This is a genomic window from Bradyrhizobium sp. USDA 4532 (assembly GCF_024171315.1).
GTDB lineage: Bacteria > Pseudomonadota > Alphaproteobacteria > Rhizobiales > Xanthobacteraceae > Bradyrhizobium > Bradyrhizobium australafricanum.
Map to the genome: position 1 here is coordinate 547931 of NZ_JALJZN010000001.1, position 17914 is coordinate 565844.

The window sequence follows — 17914 nt, forward strand, 5'->3', positions numbered from 1 at the left end:
GGGTCCTGCCGCAAGCAGGGAGGAGAAGATCAGCCCCGGCCGACGAACGGCATCTTGGTCGCCATGACCGTCATGAACAACACGTTGGCGTCGAGCGGCAGGCCGGCCATGTAGGCCACGGCGTCGCCGACCGCCTTGGCGTCCATGCGCGGCTCATGCTTGGTGGTGCCGTCCGGCTGCAGCACGCCGGGGCCGTTGACCATACGGTCGGTCATCGGGGTCGCGGCATTGCCGATATCGACCTGGCCGACCGCGATGTCATACATGCGGCCGTCGAGGTTGGACGACTTGGTGAGGCCGGTGATGGCGTGCTTGGTCGAGGTGTAGGCGGCCGAGAACGGCCGCGGCGCATGCGCCGAGATCGAGCCGTTGTTGATGATGCGGCCGCCGCGCGGCTTCTGGTCCTTCATGATGCGGAAGGCGTGCTGGGTGCACAGGAACGGCGCGGTGAGGTTGGTGTTGACCACCGCCTGCCACTGCTCGAGCGGCAGATCCTCGAAGTTCACCGGCGGCGCGCCCATGCCGGCGTTGTTGAACAGCACGTCGAGCCGGCCATAGGTCGCCTTCACCTTGTCGAACAGGGCTGCGATCGCGGCCGGATTGGCCATGTCGGCCGACACGCACAGGCTCTTGCCGGCGGGGCCGAGCTTGGCGGTCTCTTCCAGCATCTCCATGCGGCGCCCGGCGAGCACCACGGTGTAGCCCTTGTCCATCAAAGCGAGCGACGCGGCGCGTCCGACGCCGGTGCCGGCGCCGGTCACGAGTGCGATCTTGCTGGTTGCCTCAGTCATCCGAGTTTCCTCTTACTTGGTTTTTGCTTCGGTTTCGTTCTTGTAGGGGGGGCGTGGAATGTTCTGGTGCGCCGCGCGCAGCGCCGCCGACCAGCGTGAGCGCAGGTCGTGGAAATAGGGCTCGCCGGCCTCGATGCGGTGGTTGAGGTCGGCCTCGCAGGCGTCCGTGCGCACCACCAGCACGTCGATCGGCAGGCCGACGCCGAGGTTGGAGCGCATCGTCGAATCCATCGAGATCAGCCCGGTCTTCAGCGCCTCGTAGAGCTCGACGTCGTAATGCATGGCGCGGTCGAGCACCGGCTTGCCGTATTTGTGCTCGCCGATCTGCAGGTACGGCGTGTCGGTGGTGCACTCGATGAAGTTGCCGGCGGTGTAGACCATGAACAGGCGCATCCGCGAGCCCTTGATCTGGCCACCGAACAGGAACGAGACGTCGAAGGAGATGTCCTCGGCGCGCAGTGCGTCGCCCTCGGTGGCGTGCACGGAGCGGATGGCGCGGCCGATCCGCTGCGCCGCCTGGAACATGGTCGGGGCGTTCATCAGCGTCTCGAGCTCGCCGGTGTCCGGATTTTCCATGCCCTCGGTCAGGGTCGACAGCACCGACTGGCTGATCGCGAGATTCCCGGCGCTGGCGATCGCCATGATGCGGTCGCCAGGCTTTTCGAAGATGTGCAGCTTGCGGAAGGTCGAGACGTTGTCGAGGCCGGCATTGGTGCGGGTATCGGCGATCATGACGAGCCCGTCGCGCACCAGAATTCCGCAGCAATAGGTCATTTAAAGCCCTCAGACGGTCCGAGTTTCTCGGCGGGAAACGTGTAGCCAATTTCGAGGATGCATCCAACCCCAATTCCCCGTGACGGGACGTGCGATGGCCGGTCGCGCGGGTCGGGGCCGCCGGTCCCGGCGGTGGTCCGTCCGGGCGCCCTGTTCCGGCCATCGAGGTCGCGAGCATTCCGGTCTCGCTCTGCGTGGCGCGCAGCCGGCAATGATCTTCGCCTTGCGTCGTTGCGAGGGGCGGGGTGTTGTGCTCGACTGCCTGCAACCGACGACAACAAGAAATTTCGGGAGGCGGGAATGTCGTTCAAACTGGCCGCGTGCATTGTGGCATTGGGTATCGCGGCGCTGGCCGCGAGCCCTGCATCGGCGCAGAAGAAGGGCGGCACCCTGCGGCTCTATCACAACGACAACCCGCCCTCGACCTCGCTGCTCGAGGAATCCACCATCGCCTCGGTGATGCCGTTCGCGGCCGTCTTCAACAACCTCGTGGTGTTCGATCCGGCCAAGGTGCACGAAAGCATCGACACCGTGATCCCCGATCTCGCCGAGAGCTGGTCGTGGGACCAGACCAACACAAAGCTTACCTTCAAGCTGCGGCACGGCGTGAAGTGGCATGACGGCCAGCCGTTCACGGCCAAGGACGTGCAGTGCACCTGGCGGATGCTGATCGGCAAGAGCGAGACCCAAGACGTCAAAACACCGGACTTCAAGCGCAACCCGCGCAAGGTCTGGTACTCGAAGCTCAGGGATGTCAGCGTCAATGGCGACGACGAGGCGACGTTCGAGCTGACCGAGCCGCAGCCAGGTCTCTTGGCGCTGCTCGCCAGCGCCTTCTCGGTTGTCTATCCCTGCCACGTGCCGCAGCAGGTGATGCGCACCAAGCCGGTCGGCACCGGGCCGTTCAAGCTCGTCGAGTTCCGGCGCGGCGACTCTATCCGTCTGGTCCGTAACCCCGATTACTTCAAGAAGGACCGGCCGTATCTCGACGAGATCACGGTGCGCTCGATCGATAGCCGCGCCACCCGCATGCTGGCGTTCGCGACCGGCGACTACGACATCACCTTTCCGTCCGACGTCAGCATTCCCCTGATGAAGGACGTCAAGGCGCGGGCGCCGAACGCGATCTGCGAGATGACGTCGACCAATCTGCAGATCAATCTTCTGGTCAACCGCGTCAATCCGCCGTTCGACAATCCGGATATCCGCAAGGCGATGTCGCTGGCGCTGGATCGCAAGGCCTTCAACAGCATCCTGTTCGAAGGCAGCGGGAGGCTCGGCGGCGCGATGCAGGCCAAGCCCGAAGGCGAGTGGGGCATGCCGCCGGAGATCCTGTCGACGCTGATGGGATACGGTCCCGATACCGGGAAGAACCTCGCCGAGGCGCAGGCGATCATGCAGAAGCTCGGCTACAGCGACGCCAAGCCGCTGTCGATCAAGATCCAGACCCGCAATCTGCCGACCTATCGCGACCCGGCGGTGATCCTCGCCGACCAGCTCAAGAAGATCTATATCACGGCCGAGCTCGACATTCTGGACACGCCGCGCTGGTACTCGCGGCTGCAGCGCAAGGACTACACCATCGGCCTCAATGTCACCGGCGTCAGCGTCGACGATCCCGACGGCAATCTGGTGGAGAACTATTCCTGCAACTCCGAGCGCAACTACACCCAGTATTGCAACGCCGAAGTCGACAAGCTGCTGGCGGCGCAGTCGCGCGAGGTCGACAGGGACAAGCGCCGCAAGATCGTGTTCGACATCGAGCACCTGCTGGTCGACGATGCCGCGCGGCCGGTCATCCTGCACTCATCGGCCGGCAATTGCTGGCAGCCCTATGTGAGGAATTTCCATCCGCACGACAACAGCCAGTACAACAATCTGCGCTTCGAGGATGTCTGGCTGGATAAGTAACGCGTGGTGCCTCGCCGGCGACGACGTGCGCCGTCGCCCTCGTGCCCTTCGTATCCTTATTTATTCACACGACCAAAGCCGCGGCTGGTCCTGCGCATGCGCGCACTCCCGCGCCGATCGCCGGGGCAAGTCTGCGACGGCGCCCGTCAGTCAGGCCGCGTCGAGATCCATCGGGATATCCGACGTAGCTACGGGAGCTCGGATATCAGCTTGGTCCACTCCGCCTCGGGCCAGGCCCGTGAGGTGCAAGTCCGTATGTTTCCCAGAGAGCTGAGGGCAAGCGCGAGTTTTGTGATGTTGTCGCCGAGCGGTGCTTCGGCGAGGAGAAGGATGTCATGCTCGCCGGAGGTGAGATAGACCTCCTTGATTTCGACACCTAGCGTCTTGGCGAGTTCTTTCGCCGCTCGGCTGCGCTTGGGAGCTTCCTTGACATTACGAATTCCCTGGTCGGTCCAGTCGATCCTCAATATGAATGTCGCCATGTCGTCCTCCAAGGGTTAAGCACTGCCCTTGTCTGCCGCGCGCGCGGCAGGCCAACCTGTTTCATGTTGAAGTTGAGGGAGCGCCACATAAGGCAGGCGCTGCTTTCAGACTGCGATGCCTGCCGACGGCCTGACCGCTGCCCGTTCCTTCAAACGGCGACGTCGGCCCGTCCCGTCTAAGGGCAGCTCGCTGCAGATTACGCCATGTCCCTTGCTCGAGAAAGAGGGCTCCCCGCGTTGTGATCGGGACCGCGGTGGCCTCGCGTAAGCGAGGGCGCCGCGTCAAGATCACACCCTCTGCGCAAGGATGCGGCCGCAGACCTTCGCGCGCCGGGCAGCTATCCGATGCAAGTCAGCTGTGGGTGTAGTCACCGGGTTTCAACCCGAGCGCCTTGACAGCTGCTTCGGGAAGCGGCCCCCACGCTTCGACCGTTTCATTCGGGGCCATCATGTCCGCAATAATGGCCGTGGCCTTTGCCGCGTCTCCTTCAGCCACGAAGAAGACCGAGCGAACAGGCGGGCCGCCGTCCAACGGCGCAGTTGTTACGAGGACAACCTGACCATTTGCCATGCTCTCTTATACCGCAGTCGCGGCGCTGTTCCACGGATCCTGTCGATCGATCCTTACGACCCGGCCGCTGACGCGTGCGCCAAGAGCGATGCTGCTACGGTATTGCATCGTCGCGGCCCTAACACCAAATAACTGAATGTGGGAGGCAGAACCGCTCCAGGAATGAGCGCGTGGCCAGCAAAAGAGCAAACGAAGAGCTCCCCGTCATTGCGCGCTTTGAGGTGCGCCGCCGCAATTACCTCGCGCCCGACGGCTCGACAGAGCGGCCGCTTCCTGCCTTCGCCACCGATGCCAAGCTGCTGGTCGAACTTTACCGGTCGATGGTGCTCTTGCGTCTGTTCGACCGAAAGGCTGTTGCATTGCAGCGCACCGGTCGGCTGGGAACCTATGCCATTTCGCTCGGCCAGGAGGCGGTGTCGGTCGGGATTGCGAGTGCGATGCGGGAGGATGACGTTCTGTTGCCCTCCTATCGCGACAACGGCGCGTTGCTCTGGCGTGGCGTCGCGCTGGAGGAGATCCTGCTGTTCTGGGGCGGCGATGAACGCGGCAATCAATTCTCCGGTCCGGTGCACGATTTCCCGTTCTGCGTTCCCGTCGGATCACAGGCGCCGCATGCCGCCGGCGTTGCCTACGCCCTGAAGTTGCGCAAGGAGCCGCGCGTGGCCGTCTGCATGTTCGGCGACGGCGCCACCTCGAAAGGCGATGTCTACGAGGCCATGAATTTCGCCGGCGTTCACAAATTGCCGCTCGTGTTCGTCGCCACCAACAATCAATGGGCCATATCGGTGCCGTTGCGTCTGCAGACGGGTTCCGAGACGCTGGCGCAGAAGGCCATCGGCGCCGGGTTCAGCGGCGAGCAGGTGGACGGGAGTGACGTGGTGGCGATGCGTGCCGCGGCCGAGGAGGCCATTGCCACTGCCCGCGACGGCAAGGGCCCTCACTTCATCGAAGCGGTCACCTATCGGCTCGGCGATCACACGACGTCAGATGATGCATTGCGCTATCGTTCGGCCGAAGAAGTCCAGGCGCATTGGAAGGAAGAGCCGATCGCGCGCCTCCGGTCCTATCTTGTGGGTCAGAAGATGTGGACCAAGGCGGATGAGGAGCGGCTTGCCGCCGAGTGCCATGAGCGCATCGAGGCGGCGGTGGAGCGCTATCTGAAGACGCCGCCACGCCGAGCAGAAACCATGTTCGACAACCTTTATGCCGATCTGCCCGAGGCGTATGCCGCGCAGCGTCGCGAACTTGCAGGAGAGGACGATGCCTGAACTCACGTTGGTCGAAGCCATCAATCTGGCGCTCGGCCGCGCGATGGCGGATGATCCCGATGTGGTCGTGCTCGGCGAGGATGTCGGCGTCAATGGCGGCGTCTTCCGCGCGACCGTCGGCTTGCAGGAGCGCTTCGGTCCGGAGCGCGTCCTCGATACGCCGCTTGCCGAACTCCTGATCAGCGGGCTTTGCGTCGGCATGGCCGCGCAGGGACTGAAGCCCGTGGGCGAAATCCAGTTCATGGGATTTATTTATCCCTGTCTCGATCAGCTGGTGAACCACGCATCACGGCTGCGCAACCGTACCCAGGGACGGCTCACTTGTCCGATGGTCCTGCGGACGCCGCATGGTGCCGGCATTCGCGCGCCCGAGCATCATTCCGAAAGCACCGAGGCGATGCTGGCCCACATTCCGGGCTTGCGTGTCGTGGTGCCTTCGTCGCCGGAGCGCGCCTATGGACTTCTCCTCGCCGCGATCCGCGATCCCGATCCGGTGGTGTTCCTGGAGCCGACGCGGTTGTACCGCGCCGTGAAAGGCGAGGTCGAGGACAACGGCGAAGCCTTGCCGATGGATCGCGCCTTTGTCGAGAGGGAAGGTCGCGACGTCACGCTGATCAGCTGGGGTGCGATGCTGAAGGAAACGATGGCCGCAGCGGACGCGCTCGCCGACGAGGGCATCGCTGCCGAGGTTATCGACCTCGCCACGCTCAAGCCCTACGATGAAAACACCGTGCTCAGGTCGGTCACAAAGACCGGGCGCTGCGTCATCGTGCACGAGGCCGCGCACACCGGCGGATTTGGGGCGGAGATCGCGGCCATGATCGCCGAGCGCGGACTGTCCTCGCTGCTCGCACCCGTGACCCGCGTCACCGGCTACGACACGATCATTCCGATGGCCCGCCTCGAGCAACGCTACATGCCGTCGGTCGGACGCATCGTGACCGCAGCCCGAAAGGCGCAACAGTACAACTGAACACCGACGGACCTTGTGCCATGCGCCAGTTCACGTTGCCGGACCTTGGTGAAGGTCTTGAAGAAGCCGAGATCGTCACCTGGTACGTCAACGAGGGCGATCACGTCGTGACCGATCAGCCGCTCGTTTCGGTCGAGACCGACAAGGCGGTGGTCGAGATACCGGCGCCGTCGAGCGGACGCATCGCGCGCCTGTTCGGTGCCAAGGGCGATATCGTGAAGGTCGGCGCGCCGCTCGTCGAGTTTGCCGAGGACGCCGGGCAGGACACCGGCACGATTGTGGGCGAACTCGACACCGGCGAGCAACGGCCGGCGCCAGCAACTGCCTCGCCGCCCAGCGGGCAGGGAGCCCAAGTGTTTCCGGCAGTGCGCGCCCTTGCGCGCAAGCTTGACGTCGCGCTCGATCTCGTCGAGGCGACCGGGCCCGGCGGCACCATCACGCGGGCCGATGTCGAGAGGGCGGCGAAGCGGATGTCTCACAGCGGACCCGCCGAGCCGCTGCGCGGCTTGCGCCGCGCGATGGCCCAACGCATGACGGCAGCGCATGCGGAAATCGTCCCCGCGACGGTCACCGATGAAGCCGACATCGACGATTGGCGGCAGGGCGAGGACGTGACAATCCGCCTGGCGCGGGCGATCGCCGCTGCCTGCAAGGCAGAGCCCGCGCTCAATGCCTGGTATCATTCCGGTACGGGAGAACGGCGCCTGATCGAGCGCATCGATCTCGGCATCGCTGTCGACACCGGCGGCGGCCTGATCGTCCCCGTGCTGCGCAATGTCGCGGAGCGGAGCGTATCGGACCTGCGGGCCGGACTCGACCGTCTGCGAGCCGACGCAATCGCGCGCGCGATACCCCCGGGGGAACTGCGCGGTGCGACGATCACGTTGTCGAACTTCGGCATGATCGGAGGCCGGTTTGCTAATCTCATCATCGTGCCGCCACAGACGGCGATCGTCGGCGCCGGGCGGATTTCGGAGCGCGTGGTCGCGCTTCGCGGGCAGGTTGCGGTCCGACGCACGCTGCCGCTATCGCTGACCTTCGATCATCGGGTGGTGACGGGCGGCGAAGCTGCCCGTTTCCTGGTTGTCCTCAAATCCGACGTTGAGCGCATTTCGTGACATCACTCATCCGCGGGACAGGCAGGAGCGTCACGGCTCCTGGCTTCGTCCCGCAGGTGCATCGACGAGGAAGGCCTCGTCGACCGGCACGCCAAGCGCCGTGACCAGCCGGTTGGTCTCGGCGGCCATGCCGACGATTGCCAGCATTTCCTGATATTCGGCGTCGGTCATGCCCTTGGCGCGGGCGCTCGCGGTGTGCGAGTGAATGCAATAGCTGCAGCCGTGGGCCACCGAGACGGCGACGTAGAGCATCTCCTTGACCTTCGGGTCGAGCGCGCCGGGTGCCATCACCTCCTTGATGCTCTCCCAGGTCCGCCGCAGGGTCTTCGGATCATGCGCCAGCGCGCGCCAGAAATTGTTGACGAAGTCCGAGTTCCGCGTCTTGCGGATGTCGTCGAAGACGGCGCGTGCCTCCGCCGAGAGCTCGTCGTCGGAAAGCAGTTTTACGGTGGCCATGGCTTGTCCCGCTGGTTTGGTTTGAAGCAGCGATCATAGCACCCCTGCCGTCATGAGGAGCGAAGCGGCGAAGCAATCCATGCCTCCGCAAGCGATCAGATGGATTGCTTCGCGGAGCCTGTCCTCTGGCGCGCGTTCGCGCGACCCGTTGGCTCGCAATGACGGACGCGGAGAGGGATCGGCCCTACGACTGCGTCTGGCTCTGCCACTGGCCGGGACGGCCGGCCTGGTCGACCTTGACCGCGACCGTCAGCGTCTCGTTGCCGCCGCCATAGCGGGTGCCGCGGACCGGGGCGGCGCCGAGATAGTCGAGCCCGATCGCGACGCGGGCATGGGCGTCGGTGGTGCAGATGCCGTTGGCGGCGTCGAAGCCGATCCAGCCGAGATCGGGCACGAAGGCCTCGGCCCAGGCGTGGCCGGCCTGCTGGTTGACCATGCCGTCGGAGCGCAGGAAGTGGCCGGAGACGAATCGCGCCGGAACGCCGCCGGCGCGCGCGCAGGCGATCAGGATGTGCGCGTAGTCCTGGCAGACGCCGCGCTTCAGCGCGAACGCCTCGGCGGCCGAGGTGGCGCTGTTGGTCGGGTCCTCGTCGAAGGTCATGTGCTCGTAGATCTGCACCATCAGCGCGTGCAGGAAACCGAGCACGTCGGCGCCGGCGTCGGCGCGCAGCTCGCGCACGACGGCCGTCATTGCCGGGTTGAGGTCGGTCAGCGGTGTGGGACGCAGGAACAGGCTCGGCGGAAACCGCTCGTCGCTGCCGCGCAGCACGCCGCCGGTATCCTGGGTCTCGATCAGGCCCTCGCAATGGATCGTGAGGTCGGCGATCGAGCCGTGCGTCAGCACATGGGTGACGTTGCCGAAAGCGTCCTCATGGGTGTCGAGCCGGGAATCGGTCGAGACGTCGATCTGCCAATCCGCGACATACTGGCCGTCATGGCTGCCGGGCGTCATCCGCAGAATCTGGATCACGCCCGAGGCCGCCGGCTCGTAACGATAGGTGGTGGTGTGGGCTATCCGCAGGCGCATGGCTCAACCGGTGTTCAATCGGTTTTTTCAGGGCAGGACTGTCATGCCCGGACCCTTCCCGGGCACCCACGTCTTTCTTCCTAATCGGCCGCGAAAGCAAGATGTCGATGGCCGGGACACCCATGCGAAGACGCGCTTCGCGCTTTTGGCCCCGCCATGACGACAATTTGAGCGTTTTTCGGCCGTATCGGTTAGATCAGGTACTGCTTGGTGATGATCTCACCCAGCCGTGAGTTGTCCGCGATGAACTCCTGGATGAATTCGTGCACGCCGTGCTGGAAGATATCGTCCATGTTGCTGTGCTCGAGCCGGTTCCTGATGCCGCGGGCATGGCGTTGCGAGGCGCCCTGGCGGCCATAGGCGACGCCGATCTGGTCGAGGTTGCGCACGAGGTTGCTGTAGCAGCTCGCAAGCGAGCGCGGCAGCGTATCGTTGAGGATCAACAGGTCGGCGATCAGCCAGGGCTTCAGGGTTTCCCGGTAGACCCAGTGATAGGCGGTCGTTGCCGACACCGAGCGCAGAATCGAGGTCCACTGGTAGTAATCCAGCGGGCCGCCGACATGCTCCTCCTCGGGTAACAGCATGTGATACTTCACGTCGAGAATCCGCGCGGTATTGTCGGCGCGCTCGAGATGGACCCCGAGCCGCGAGAACCAGTAGGCGTCGTTGCGCAACATGGTGCGGTAGGCCGAGCCGTCGAAGCGCAGCGAGGTCTCCTGTACGAAGCGCAGGAATTTGGCGAGCTCCTCGCGGTTGGCGGGACCCTTGTTCCAGACCGCCTGCAGCTCGATCCACGCCGAATTGATGGTGTCCCACATCTCCGACGTCAGCGCTGTCCGTACCGAGCGTGAATTGAGCCGCGCCGCCTCGATGCAGTTCTTGATCGAGGACGGATTTTCCGACGAGAAGGAGAGATACTCGATGACGTTCCGCTCGTCGGCTTCCTCATAGTGATCGTAGAAGCTTGCGCCGACGCCGGCGGTGAGCAGTGCGGAATCCCACTCATTGGTCTTGCCGACATAGGCCGCGGGCAGCGCGGTGACGCGCAACGTCGCATCGATGGTGCGCGCCAGATATTCGGCGCGTTCGACATAACGGGCCAGCCAGAACAGGTTTTCGGCGGTGCGCGACAGCATGCTTTCAACTACTCACTCAGTATCCAGGTGTCTTTGGTGCCGCCGCCCTGGCTCGAATTGACGACGAGCGAGCCTTCCTTTAGCGCGACGCGGGTCAGCCCGCCGGGCACGATGGTGGTGTGGCTGGAGCCGGTCAGCACGAACGGGCGGAGGTCGACATGACGCGGCGCCAGCCCCTTGTCGGTGCAGGTCGGGCAGGTCGACAGCGCCAGCGTCGGCTGGGCGATGAAGCCTTCTGGCTCGCGCTTGAGCTTGTCGCGGAATGCCTCGATCGTCGCCTTGGTTGCGGCGGGGCCGATCAGCATGCCGTAGCCGCCCGAGCCGTGCACCTCCTTGACGACGAGGTCGGTGAGGTTGTCGAGCACGTAGGACAGATCCTGCGGTTCGCGGCAGCGCCAGGTCTGCACGTTCTTCAGGATCGGCTCCTCGCTGAGATAGAATTTTACGATGTCCGGCATGTAGGAATAGATCGCCTTGTCGTCGGCGATGCCGGTGCCGACCGCATTGGCGAGCGTGATGTTGCCGGCGGCGTAGGCCGACATCAGTCCGGGGACGCCGAGCGCGGAGTCCGGCCGGAAGGTGAGGGGATCGAGGAAATCGTCGTCGACGCGGCGATAGATCACGTCGACCCGCTTCAGCCCCTCGGTGGTGCGCATGAACACCTCGTCGTTCTTGACGATGAGGTCGCGCCCCTCGACCAGTTCGATGCCGAGCTTGTCGGCGAGGAAGGAGTGCTCGTAATAGGCCGAGTTGTAGACGCCGGGCGTCATCAGCGCGACTGTCGGCTCGGCGGAGGCGCTGTGCGGCGCCACCGACCGCAGCGCCGACAGCAGCTCGTCCGGATAACGGTCCACCGGCGCGACGCGGTGCCGCGCGAACAGGTCCGGAAACAACCGCATCATGATCTCGCGGTTTTCCAGCATGTAGGACACGCCGGATGGCGTGCGCGCATTGTCCTCCAGCACGATGAAATTGTCGGGATCGGTGCGGATGATGTCGATGCCGGCGATGTGGACGTAGATGTCGTGCGGCACGTCCTGGCCGTTCATCTCCGGCCGGAACACCGGGTTCTGGAAGATCAGGTCCTCGGGGATGACGTTGGCGCGCAGGATGTCGCGGCCGTGATAGATGTCTTTCAAGAACATGTTGAGCGCGAGCACGCGCTGCTTGAGGCCCTTCTCCAGCAGCGTCCACTCGGTCGCCGACATGATGCGGGGGATGACGTCGAACGGGATCAGCCGCTCCTGGGCCTCGGCATCGCCATAGACCGCGAAGGTGATGCCGATCCGGCGGAACAGCAGCTCCGCTTCCTGGCGTCGATATTCGAGCGCATCCGGCGGCGTCTCTTTGAGCCAGCGGGAGAGCTCCTGGTAGGCCGGGCGGAGATCCTCGCCGAGGCCATTCATCTCGTCGAACGCGACTGCCATATAGCCCGACTGCCCTCCCAAGCCCTGTGACACAGTGCATGACTTGATGGGATGGTAGCAAGGGGCGGGCCAGCGCGATATGCATTGGCTTGCGGCATTTGCTATGGGTGAGGTGGAAGGCCTGCCCGAAAAACCGGCTGAGGTCTGCTTAATTCGGCGGCAAAACCCCGTGACATCAAGGCATTGGATCGGCAATGTCAGGGGATCAAGTTAGGGAATGAGACCATGAGCGAGATCGTCACGGCGGGGATATTGGTGATCGGCGACGAGATCCTGTCCGGCCGGACCAAGGACAAGAACATCGGCTTCATCGCCGAATACCTGACCAACATCGGCATCGACCTGAAGGAGGTCCGCGTCGTCGCCGATGACGAGGCCGACATCGTCTCTGCCCTTGATGCGCTGCGGCATAGGTACACCTACGTGTTCACCACCGGCGGCATCGGGCCGACCCATGACGACATCACCGCTGACAGCGTGGCGAAGGCGTTCGGGGTCGATATCCATCATCACCCCGAGGTGGTGGCGCGGTTCAGGGAGCGCTGGAGCGAGCAGGACCTCAACGAGGCGCGGCTGCGGATGGCCCGGGTGCCCGACGGCGCCGAGCTGATCCAGAGCGCGACCATCCTGGCGCCGGGCTTCAAGCTCGGCAATGTCATCGTGATGGCCGGCATCCCCAGCATCATGCAGGCGATGATGGACATCGTGGCGCCGACCCTGAAGTCCGGCGTGCGGATGCTGTCGGATTCGGTCAGGGCCGATGCGCGGGAAGGCGACATCGGCGGCCCGCTGCGGGCGATCGCGGAAGCCAATCCCGACACCATCATCGGCAGCTATCCGTTCCAGGACGAGAACCAGAAGCCGAACACCAATCTCGTGGTCCGCTCGCGCGATCCGGAAAAGCTCGCCGCGGCGATGATCGCGGTGAAGGAGATGCTGAAGCAAGTGCAGGCCGCGCAGAAGAAGCCGGCGGGTTGAGACGATATGGCTGAACGAAATTCCGAACCGAGTGTACAGGAGCGAGCCGGCAGGCCGTTTCCGGTCTCGTGGGATCAATTCCATCGGGACTGCCGGGCGCTGACCTGGCGGCTCAATGAGGTCGGCCCGTTCCAAGCGGTGATCGCGATCACCCGCGGCGGGCTGGTGCCCGCGGCGATCGTGGCGCGCGAGCTCGGCTTGCGGGTGATCGATACCGTCTGCGTCGCCAGCTACGACCACGACAAGCAGGGCGACCTGAAAGTGCTCAAGGGCATTTCGGAGCAGACTGCCAAGCTCGGCGGCGGCACCGGCAAGGGGCTCTTGATCGTCGACGACCTCGTCGATACCGGCAAGACCGGCAGGCTGGTGCGCCAATTGCTGCCCGATGCGCATTTCGCGACCGTGTACGCCAAGCCGAAGGGCCGGCCGCTGGTCGACACCTACATCACCGAGGTGTCGCAGGACACCTGGATCTACTTTCCCTGGGATACCGCGCTGTCGTTCCAGCCGCCGATCCGCGACGGGGCGGCGTGAGGAGTCACCTCGCCCCGCTTGCGGCGAGAGGTCGATCGCGGAGCGATCGGGTGAGGGGGAGTCACCGCGAGTTCATCTCTCACTATCTTTGCGGACAAGCCCCTCACCCCAACCCTCTCCCCGCAAGAGCGGGGCGAGGGGGAAGTAAGAAACATGCCCCTGCAAAACCGCGTCACGCCCACCGGCGACATCGTCGCGACGGACCATCGCGGCACCTTCACCGGCAATCGCGGCATCATCCACGATCCGGCGACGCGCACGCTGCTGAACAAGCGCTGGTCGAGCCCGGCGTGGCTCACCTGCGTCTGCGAGTTCAGGGGACGGCGGCGCGAGGTGATGAGCCGGCAGAGCTGGACCGAGCTGTTCTTCCTCGATGAGGCCACCGCGTTCGCGGCCGGACACCGGCCCTGCTTCTACTGCCGCCGTGACGATGCCAAGCAGTTTCGCAGCTGCTGGGAGCAGGGCAACGGCGTAAGCGATCTCAGCGCCAAGGCGATGGATGCGGTGCTGCACGCCGAGCGGCTCGACCGCGGCAAGAAGCGGCTGCATCCGCTGCCGATGCGATTGCGCGACTTGCCCGACGGGACGATGGTGCAGGCGAGCGGGGAGAGCTACCTCGTCGCCGACGGCGCCACGTTGCGCTGGTCGTTCGCCGGTTACAGCCGGGCCGACGTACCCGAGCCGGCCATGCTGCTGACGCCGCCATCGACGTTGCGCGCCTTCCAGGCCGGCTACCGGCCGGTGTTGCATCCGAGCGCGATGGCCGTTCTGGGTTGATTGGCCGGCGTCATCCTTACGCCAGCCGCTGCCGCGCCAGCTTGGTACCGGCGCCCAGCGCGATCAGCTTGGCTTCCGCGATGTCCCGCCGCATCGGCGCCATGCCGCAATTGGTGGTCGCGATGATGTTGCCCTTCGGCACGTGCTTCGCGACCGCCTCGATCGCCTTGACGACGTCCTCCGCGGTTTCGATCTCGTCGCTGGCGACGTCGATCACGCCGGCCTGCACGATCTTGCCGGGGAGTGCCGCCAGCAGTTCGATCGGCACCTTCGAGTTGCGGCATTCGATCGCGACCTGCTGGATCGTGCTCTTGTCGATGACGGGAAACGTCTCCTCGTATTGCCGCCACTCGCCGCCAAGCGTCTGCTTCCAGTCGGTGTTGGCCTTGATGCCGTAGCCATAGCAGATGTGCACGGCGGTGGCGCAGGTCAGACCTTCGGCGGCGCGCTCCAGCGCCTTGATGCCCCAGTCGCGCACTTGGTCCATGTAGACGTTGAAGGCGGGCTCGTCGAACTGGATCATGTCGACGCCGTCGGCCTGCAACGCCTTCGCCTCCTGATTCAAAAGCTCGGCGAAAGCGAAGGCCATCTTCACGCGGTCGCCGTAATATTTGTCGGCGATGGTATCGATGATCGTCATCGGGCCGGGCATGGTGAATTTCAGCCGGTTCCTGGTGTGCGCGCGGGCCGCACGGGCCTCGCTCTCGTGGACGCGTCCCTTGAGCTGCAGCGGTGCGACCACCTGCGGCACCATCGCCTTATAGCGGTCCTTGCGGATACCCATCTCGACCTTGTGGGCGAAATCGATGCCCTCGATCCGCTCCAGGAAGCCGTGCACGAAATGCTGGCGCGCCTGCTCGCCCTCGGTGACGATGTCGACGCCGGCATCTTCCTGCAGCTTGACCGCAAGCACCGTGGCATCGCGCTTGGCGCGGGCGAGCTCGGTGCCCTCCGACTTCCAGGGTGCCCACAGCATGTTCGGCTCCGCCAGCCATTCCGGCTTCGGCAGCGAGCCAGCGATCGTGGTTGGAAACAGCATGGGTGCCTCCCGTTGGGTTCTGATTGAGGGCCTGTGTGCCATGTCCTAAGGTGGAGGTACAGAACAACAAAAGTCTTTGTGATGGGGAATAGAACGCCGATGATCGATCTGCACTACGCGCCGACGCCGAACGGCTGGAAGATCTCGATCATGCTGGAGGAACTGGGGCTGCCCTACAAGGTGATCCCGGTGAACATCCGCGCCGGCGAGCAGTTTCGGCCCGAATTCCTGGCGATCAGCCCGAACAACCGGATCCCCGCGATCGTCGACCATCAACCGGCCGACGGCGGCGGGCCGTTCTCGGTGTTCGAGACCGGCGCGATCCTGATCTATCTCGCCGACAAGACCGGCCGTTTCCTGTCGCGGGAGTTGCGTGCGCGGTCGAACGTCATCCAATGGGTGATGTGGCAGATGGGCGGCCTCGGGCCGATGCTCGGCCAGCACGGCCATTTCGCGCTCTATGCGGCCGAGAAGATTCCCTACGCGATCGAGCGCTACCGCGACGAGACGGCGCGGCTCTATGGCGTGCTCGACCGCCAGCTCGGCAGGACCGGCGCCTATATCGCAGGCGACGACTATTCGATCGCCGACATCGCCTGCTTCCCCTGGACCATGACCCACAAGGCGCAGGGCTTCACCCTCGACGATTTTCCGAACATCAAGCGCTGGTACGCCACCGTGCGCGCCCGGCCGCAGGTGCAGGCGGGGCTTGCGATCGGAAAGTTCGTCAAGGAGCCGTTTGACGAGGAATCACGCAAGAACATGTTCGGCCAGCGTGCGAAGGAATTGGTCGAGAAGAAATGATGCCCGTTATTCCGCAGCGCGACACAGTCGCAAGCTCTGCGCCTTGCGGTGCATCCCGGAATGACGAGAATGAATGTGGAAAAGACAAAGGAAACGCCATGATCGAATTCTTCTTCGACTGCTCCAGCCCGTGGACCTATCTCGCCTGGCACAACATCCAGCCGATCGCGAAGGAGTTCGACGCTCCGATCACCTGGCGGCCGATCCTGGTCGGCGGCATCTTCAACACCGTCAACCCGTCGGTCTATGCGCAGCGCGAGAAGCCGGTGCCGCTGAAGGCGCGCTACATGAAGAAGGATCTCGCCGACTGGGCGCGCTCGGCCGGCCTTGCGATCAAGATGCCGCCGACCGTATTCCCGGTGAACAGCGTCAAGGCGATGCGCGGCTGCATCCTTCTCGGCAACGAGAAGATGGTGCCGTTCGCACGCGCGGTGTTCGAGGCCTATTGGGGTGACGACAAGGACATCTCGCAGGATGCGGTGCTGACCGAGATCTGCACTAAACTCGGGATCGATCCGGCGCAATTCCTTGCCGGCATCGGCGACCAGGCGATCAAGGATCAGCTCAAGGCCAACACCGAGGAGGTGATGGCGCGCGGCGGTTTCGGCTCGCCGACGATCTATCTCGACAAGACCGACATGTATTTCGGCAACGATCGCCTGCCGTTGATCCGCGAGGCGCTGGCACGCGTCAAGGCGCGGGCCGCCTGATGCCGAAAGCCGTCGTTTGCCGCGAGCTGGGCCTGCCCGAGCGCTTGCAGCTCGAGAACTTTACCTCGGCGCCTTTGCAGCCGGGCCAGGTGCGGGTCGCGATCCGCGCCGCCGGGATCAACTTTCCCGACATCCTGATGGCCGCCGGCGAGTACCAGCTCAAGCCGCCGCTGCCGTTCACGCCGGGCTCGGAAGCCGCCGGCGATGTCGTCGAGGTCAATGACGCAGCCGGTGTCGCAGTTGGCGACAAGGTGATCGTCAAGATGCGCTTCGGCGCCTATTGCGACGAGACGGTTGCAACGCCGTCGCAACTCGTGCCGGTGCCGTCGACCTTCGACTACGCGGAAGGCGCGACCTTCCTGGCCGCGCATGGCACCGCCTATCATGCGCTGATCGACCGCGGGCAGATCAAGCCGGGCGAGGTGCTGCTGGTGCATGGCGCCGGCGGCGGCGTCGGACTTGCCGCGGTCGAGATCGGCAAGCTGCTCGGCGCCACCGTGATCGCCGCGGCTTCGAGCGAGGACAAGCTTGCGATCGCCAAGGCGCGCGGCGCGGACCATCTCGTGCTCTATGCGCGCGAGCCGTTCCGCGATGCGGTCAAGCGCCTCACCGACGGTCGCGGCGCGGATGTCGTGTTCGATCCTGTCGGCGGCGAGGTGTTCGAGAATTCGATGCGCTGCATCAACTGGGGCGCACGGATTCTCGTCGTCGGCTTCACCGGCGGCATCGGTCTCGCCCGCACCAATCTGTTGATGATCAAGGGCGCGAGCGTGCTCGGCGTTCGCGCCGGCGAGGCAGTGCGCAAGGATCCCGCACTCGGCGAGGTCAGGTTCAAGGCGCTGAGCGAATGGGCCGAGGCCGGCCGGGTGCGGCCGAATATCTCGCACCGGCTGCCGCTGGAAGACTATGCGAAGGCGATGCGGCTGTTGATCGAGCGCAAGGCGATCGGGCGTGTGGCGCTGCTGACGAGGCCGTGAAGCCATAGATCCGTCGGGCAGGCGGCTTGCCAGCGTCCGCCATGCACCGATAGCAGACCAAATTCTGCAGTGCAGCCAAATGACGCGATGGGCCCGGCGTTCAAGGAATCGAACCCAGGTCCGTCGGGTGATATCCTCTGCCGGCTGAGTGTCGTTGCAGG

19 protein-coding genes are annotated in these 17914 nt (G+C 64.6%); 10 read left to right on the forward strand and 9 right to left on the reverse strand.

The window, feature by feature from the left end; genetic code table 11:
* Nucleotides 1-29: 29 nt before the first annotated feature.
* Together J2R76_RS02565 and J2R76_RS02570 are read right to left on the reverse strand one after the other, a co-directional pair.
* Nucleotides 30-791, reverse strand: a complete 762-nt coding sequence (locus J2R76_RS02565) for an SDR family oxidoreductase (RefSeq protein ID WP_016846385.1) — start codon at nucleotides 789-791, stop codon at nucleotides 30-32.
* Between the two features lie 12 nt (nucleotides 792-803).
* Nucleotides 804-1565, reverse strand: a complete 762-nt coding sequence (locus J2R76_RS02570; protein WP_057019101.1) for a hypothetical protein — start codon at nucleotides 1563-1565, stop codon at nucleotides 804-806.
* Nucleotides 1566-1865: 300 nt separating this feature from the next.
* On the opposite strand from J2R76_RS02570, the gene J2R76_RS02575 reads away from it, so the two are divergent.
* Nucleotides 1866-3476 (forward strand): ABC transporter substrate-binding protein, encoded by a 1611-nt coding sequence (locus J2R76_RS02575; RefSeq protein WP_076830213.1) that lies wholly within the window; start codon nucleotides 1866-1868, stop codon nucleotides 3474-3476.
* Nucleotides 3477-3664: 188 nt separating this feature from the next.
* On the opposite strand, the gene J2R76_RS02580 is transcribed toward J2R76_RS02575, so the two are convergent.
* Both J2R76_RS02580 and J2R76_RS02585 read right to left on the reverse strand, forming a co-directional pair.
* Entirely contained in the window at nucleotides 3665-3958 is a 294-nt protein-coding gene (locus J2R76_RS02580) for a GYD domain-containing protein (RefSeq protein ID WP_026192964.1), read from the reverse strand.
* Between the two features lie 352 nt (nucleotides 3959-4310).
* Nucleotides 4311-4529, reverse strand: coding sequence for a hypothetical protein (locus tag J2R76_RS02585; protein WP_057019099.1), 219 nt, complete (start codon nucleotides 4527-4529; stop codon nucleotides 4311-4313).
* Between the two features lie 221 nt (nucleotides 4530-4750).
* Here J2R76_RS02585 and pdhA point away from each other — a divergent pair, with 221 nt between their 5' ends.
* From pdhA to J2R76_RS02600, 3 genes are read left to right on the forward strand one after another with little or no spacing between them, the layout of a single operon-like run.
* Nucleotides 4751-5797 carry a pyruvate dehydrogenase (acetyl-transferring) E1 component subunit alpha gene (pdhA, locus tag J2R76_RS02590; RefSeq protein ID WP_083715114.1) on the forward strand — a complete coding sequence of 349 codons (1047 nt, stop codon included), beginning with the start codon at nucleotides 4751-4753 and terminating at the stop codon, nucleotides 5795-5797.
* Nucleotides 5790-6770, forward strand: coding sequence for an alpha-ketoacid dehydrogenase subunit beta (locus J2R76_RS02595; RefSeq protein ID WP_057019116.1), 981 nt, complete (start codon nucleotides 5790-5792; stop codon nucleotides 6768-6770). Before pdhA ends, J2R76_RS02595 begins: the two co-directional genes overlap by 8 nt.
* Nucleotides 6771-6790: 20 nt before the next feature.
* Nucleotides 6791-7888 carry a dihydrolipoamide acetyltransferase family protein gene (locus J2R76_RS02600; protein ID WP_076830210.1) on the forward strand — a complete coding sequence of 366 codons (1098 nt, stop codon included), beginning with the start codon at nucleotides 6791-6793 and terminating at the stop codon, nucleotides 7886-7888.
* A gap of 30 nt (nucleotides 7889-7918) precedes the next feature.
* Here the strand turns inward: J2R76_RS02600 and J2R76_RS02605 are convergent, their stop codons facing one another.
* From J2R76_RS02605 to J2R76_RS02620, 4 genes are all read right to left on the reverse strand, one after another.
* Entirely contained in the window at nucleotides 7919-8344 is a 426-nt protein-coding gene (locus J2R76_RS02605) for a carboxymuconolactone decarboxylase family protein (RefSeq protein WP_076830207.1), read from the reverse strand.
* A 184-nt stretch (nucleotides 8345-8528) separates the two neighbouring features.
* On the reverse strand, nucleotides 8529-9371 hold the full coding sequence (locus J2R76_RS02610) for a transglutaminase family protein (protein WP_057019096.1): 843 nt from the start codon (nucleotides 9369-9371) through the stop codon (nucleotides 8529-8531).
* Nucleotides 9372-9562: 191 nt separating this feature from the next.
* On the reverse strand, nucleotides 9563-10507 hold the full coding sequence (locus tag J2R76_RS02615; RefSeq protein WP_016846373.1) for an alpha-E domain-containing protein: 945 nt from the start codon (nucleotides 10505-10507) through the stop codon (nucleotides 9563-9565).
* 8 nt (nucleotides 10508-10515) lie between these two features.
* The gene (locus J2R76_RS02620) at nucleotides 10516-11934 is read right to left on the reverse strand and encodes a circularly permuted type 2 ATP-grasp protein (protein ID WP_076830254.1); all 1419 of its coding nucleotides are present in this window, start codon (nucleotides 11932-11934) and stop codon (nucleotides 10516-10518) included.
* A 225-nt stretch (nucleotides 11935-12159) separates the two neighbouring features.
* On the opposite strand from J2R76_RS02620, the gene J2R76_RS02625 reads away from it, so the two are divergent.
* From J2R76_RS02625 to J2R76_RS02635, 3 genes are all read left to right on the forward strand, one after another.
* Nucleotides 12160-12912, forward strand: a complete 753-nt coding sequence (locus J2R76_RS02625; protein WP_076830204.1) for a molybdopterin-binding protein — start codon at nucleotides 12160-12162, stop codon at nucleotides 12910-12912.
* Between the two features lie 6 nt (nucleotides 12913-12918).
* Nucleotides 12919-13446 carry a xanthine phosphoribosyltransferase gene (gene gpt / locus J2R76_RS02630; RefSeq protein WP_076830201.1) on the forward strand — a complete coding sequence of 176 codons (528 nt, stop codon included), beginning with the start codon at nucleotides 12919-12921 and terminating at the stop codon, nucleotides 13444-13446.
* A 153-nt stretch (nucleotides 13447-13599) separates the two neighbouring features.
* Nucleotides 13600-14223 carry a hypothetical protein gene (locus J2R76_RS02635; protein ID WP_076830198.1) on the forward strand — a complete coding sequence of 208 codons (624 nt, stop codon included), beginning with the start codon at nucleotides 13600-13602 and terminating at the stop codon, nucleotides 14221-14223.
* A 16-nt stretch (nucleotides 14224-14239) separates the two neighbouring features.
* On the opposite strand, the gene J2R76_RS02640 is transcribed toward J2R76_RS02635, so the two are convergent.
* On the reverse strand, nucleotides 14240-15262 hold the full coding sequence (locus J2R76_RS02640) for a methionine synthase (RefSeq protein ID WP_076830195.1): 1023 nt from the start codon (nucleotides 15260-15262) through the stop codon (nucleotides 14240-14242).
* 99 nt (nucleotides 15263-15361) lie between these two features.
* Between J2R76_RS02640 and J2R76_RS02645 the strand changes: the two genes are divergently transcribed.
* The 3 genes from J2R76_RS02645 (at nucleotide 15362) to J2R76_RS02655 (ending at nucleotide 17753) form a co-directional block, all read left to right on the forward strand.
* Entirely contained in the window at nucleotides 15362-16066 is a 705-nt protein-coding gene (locus J2R76_RS02645) for a glutathione binding-like protein (RefSeq protein ID WP_076830192.1), read from the forward strand.
* A 98-nt stretch (nucleotides 16067-16164) separates the two neighbouring features.
* On the forward strand, nucleotides 16165-16776 hold the full coding sequence (locus J2R76_RS02650) for a 2-hydroxychromene-2-carboxylate isomerase (protein ID WP_076830190.1): 612 nt from the start codon (nucleotides 16165-16167) through the stop codon (nucleotides 16774-16776).
* Entirely contained in the window at nucleotides 16776-17753 is a 978-nt protein-coding gene (locus J2R76_RS02655; RefSeq protein ID WP_076830187.1) for an NADPH:quinone oxidoreductase family protein, read from the forward strand. The genes J2R76_RS02650 and J2R76_RS02655 overlap by 1 nt, the downstream gene beginning before the upstream one ends.
* Nucleotides 17754-17914: the final 161 nt, after the last annotated feature.

Coding starts and splice junctions, on each gene's coding strand:
- J2R76_RS02585 (WP_057019099.1), bottom strand. CDS start 4,529: ATGGCAAATGGTCAGGTTGTCCTCGTAACAACTGCGCCGTTGGACGGC.
- J2R76_RS02655 (WP_076830187.1), top strand. CDS start 16,776: ATGCCGAAAGCCGTCGTTTGCCGCGAGCTGGGCCTGCCCGAGCGCTTG.
- J2R76_RS02575 (WP_076830213.1), top strand. CDS start 1,866: ATGTCGTTCAAACTGGCCGCGTGCATTGTGGCATTGGGTATCGCGGCG.
- J2R76_RS02650 (WP_076830190.1), top strand. CDS start 16,165: ATGATCGAATTCTTCTTCGACTGCTCCAGCCCGTGGACCTATCTCGCC.
- J2R76_RS02565 (WP_016846385.1), bottom strand. CDS start 791: ATGACTGAGGCAACCAGCAAGATCGCACTCGTGACCGGCGCCGGCACC.
- J2R76_RS02570 (WP_057019101.1), bottom strand. CDS start 1,565: ATGACCTATTGCTGCGGAATTCTGGTGCGCGACGGGCTCGTCATGATC.
- J2R76_RS02640 (WP_076830195.1), bottom strand. CDS start 15,262: ATGCTGTTTCCAACCACGATCGCTGGCTCGCTGCCGAAGCCGGAATGG.
- J2R76_RS02580 (WP_026192964.1), bottom strand. CDS start 3,958: ATGGCGACATTCATATTGAGGATCGACTGGACCGACCAGGGAATTCGT.
- J2R76_RS02600 (WP_076830210.1), top strand. CDS start 6,791: ATGCGCCAGTTCACGTTGCCGGACCTTGGTGAAGGTCTTGAAGAAGCC.
- J2R76_RS02595 (WP_057019116.1), top strand. CDS start 5,790: ATGCCTGAACTCACGTTGGTCGAAGCCATCAATCTGGCGCTCGGCCGC.
- gpt (WP_076830201.1), top strand. CDS start 12,919: ATGGCTGAACGAAATTCCGAACCGAGTGTACAGGAGCGAGCCGGCAGG.
- J2R76_RS02620 (WP_076830254.1), bottom strand. CDS start 11,934: ATGGCAGTCGCGTTCGACGAGATGAATGGCCTCGGCGAGGATCTCCGC.
- J2R76_RS02615 (WP_016846373.1), bottom strand. CDS start 10,507: ATGCTGTCGCGCACCGCCGAAAACCTGTTCTGGCTGGCCCGTTATGTC.
- J2R76_RS02635 (WP_076830198.1), top strand. CDS start 13,600: ATGCCCCTGCAAAACCGCGTCACGCCCACCGGCGACATCGTCGCGACG.
- J2R76_RS02605 (WP_076830207.1), bottom strand. CDS start 8,344: ATGGCCACCGTAAAACTGCTTTCCGACGACGAGCTCTCGGCGGAGGCA.
- J2R76_RS02625 (WP_076830204.1), top strand. CDS start 12,160: ATGAGCGAGATCGTCACGGCGGGGATATTGGTGATCGGCGACGAGATC.
- J2R76_RS02610 (WP_057019096.1), bottom strand. CDS start 9,371: ATGCGCCTGCGGATAGCCCACACCACCACCTATCGTTACGAGCCGGCG.
- J2R76_RS02645 (WP_076830192.1), top strand. CDS start 15,362: ATGATCGATCTGCACTACGCGCCGACGCCGAACGGCTGGAAGATCTCG.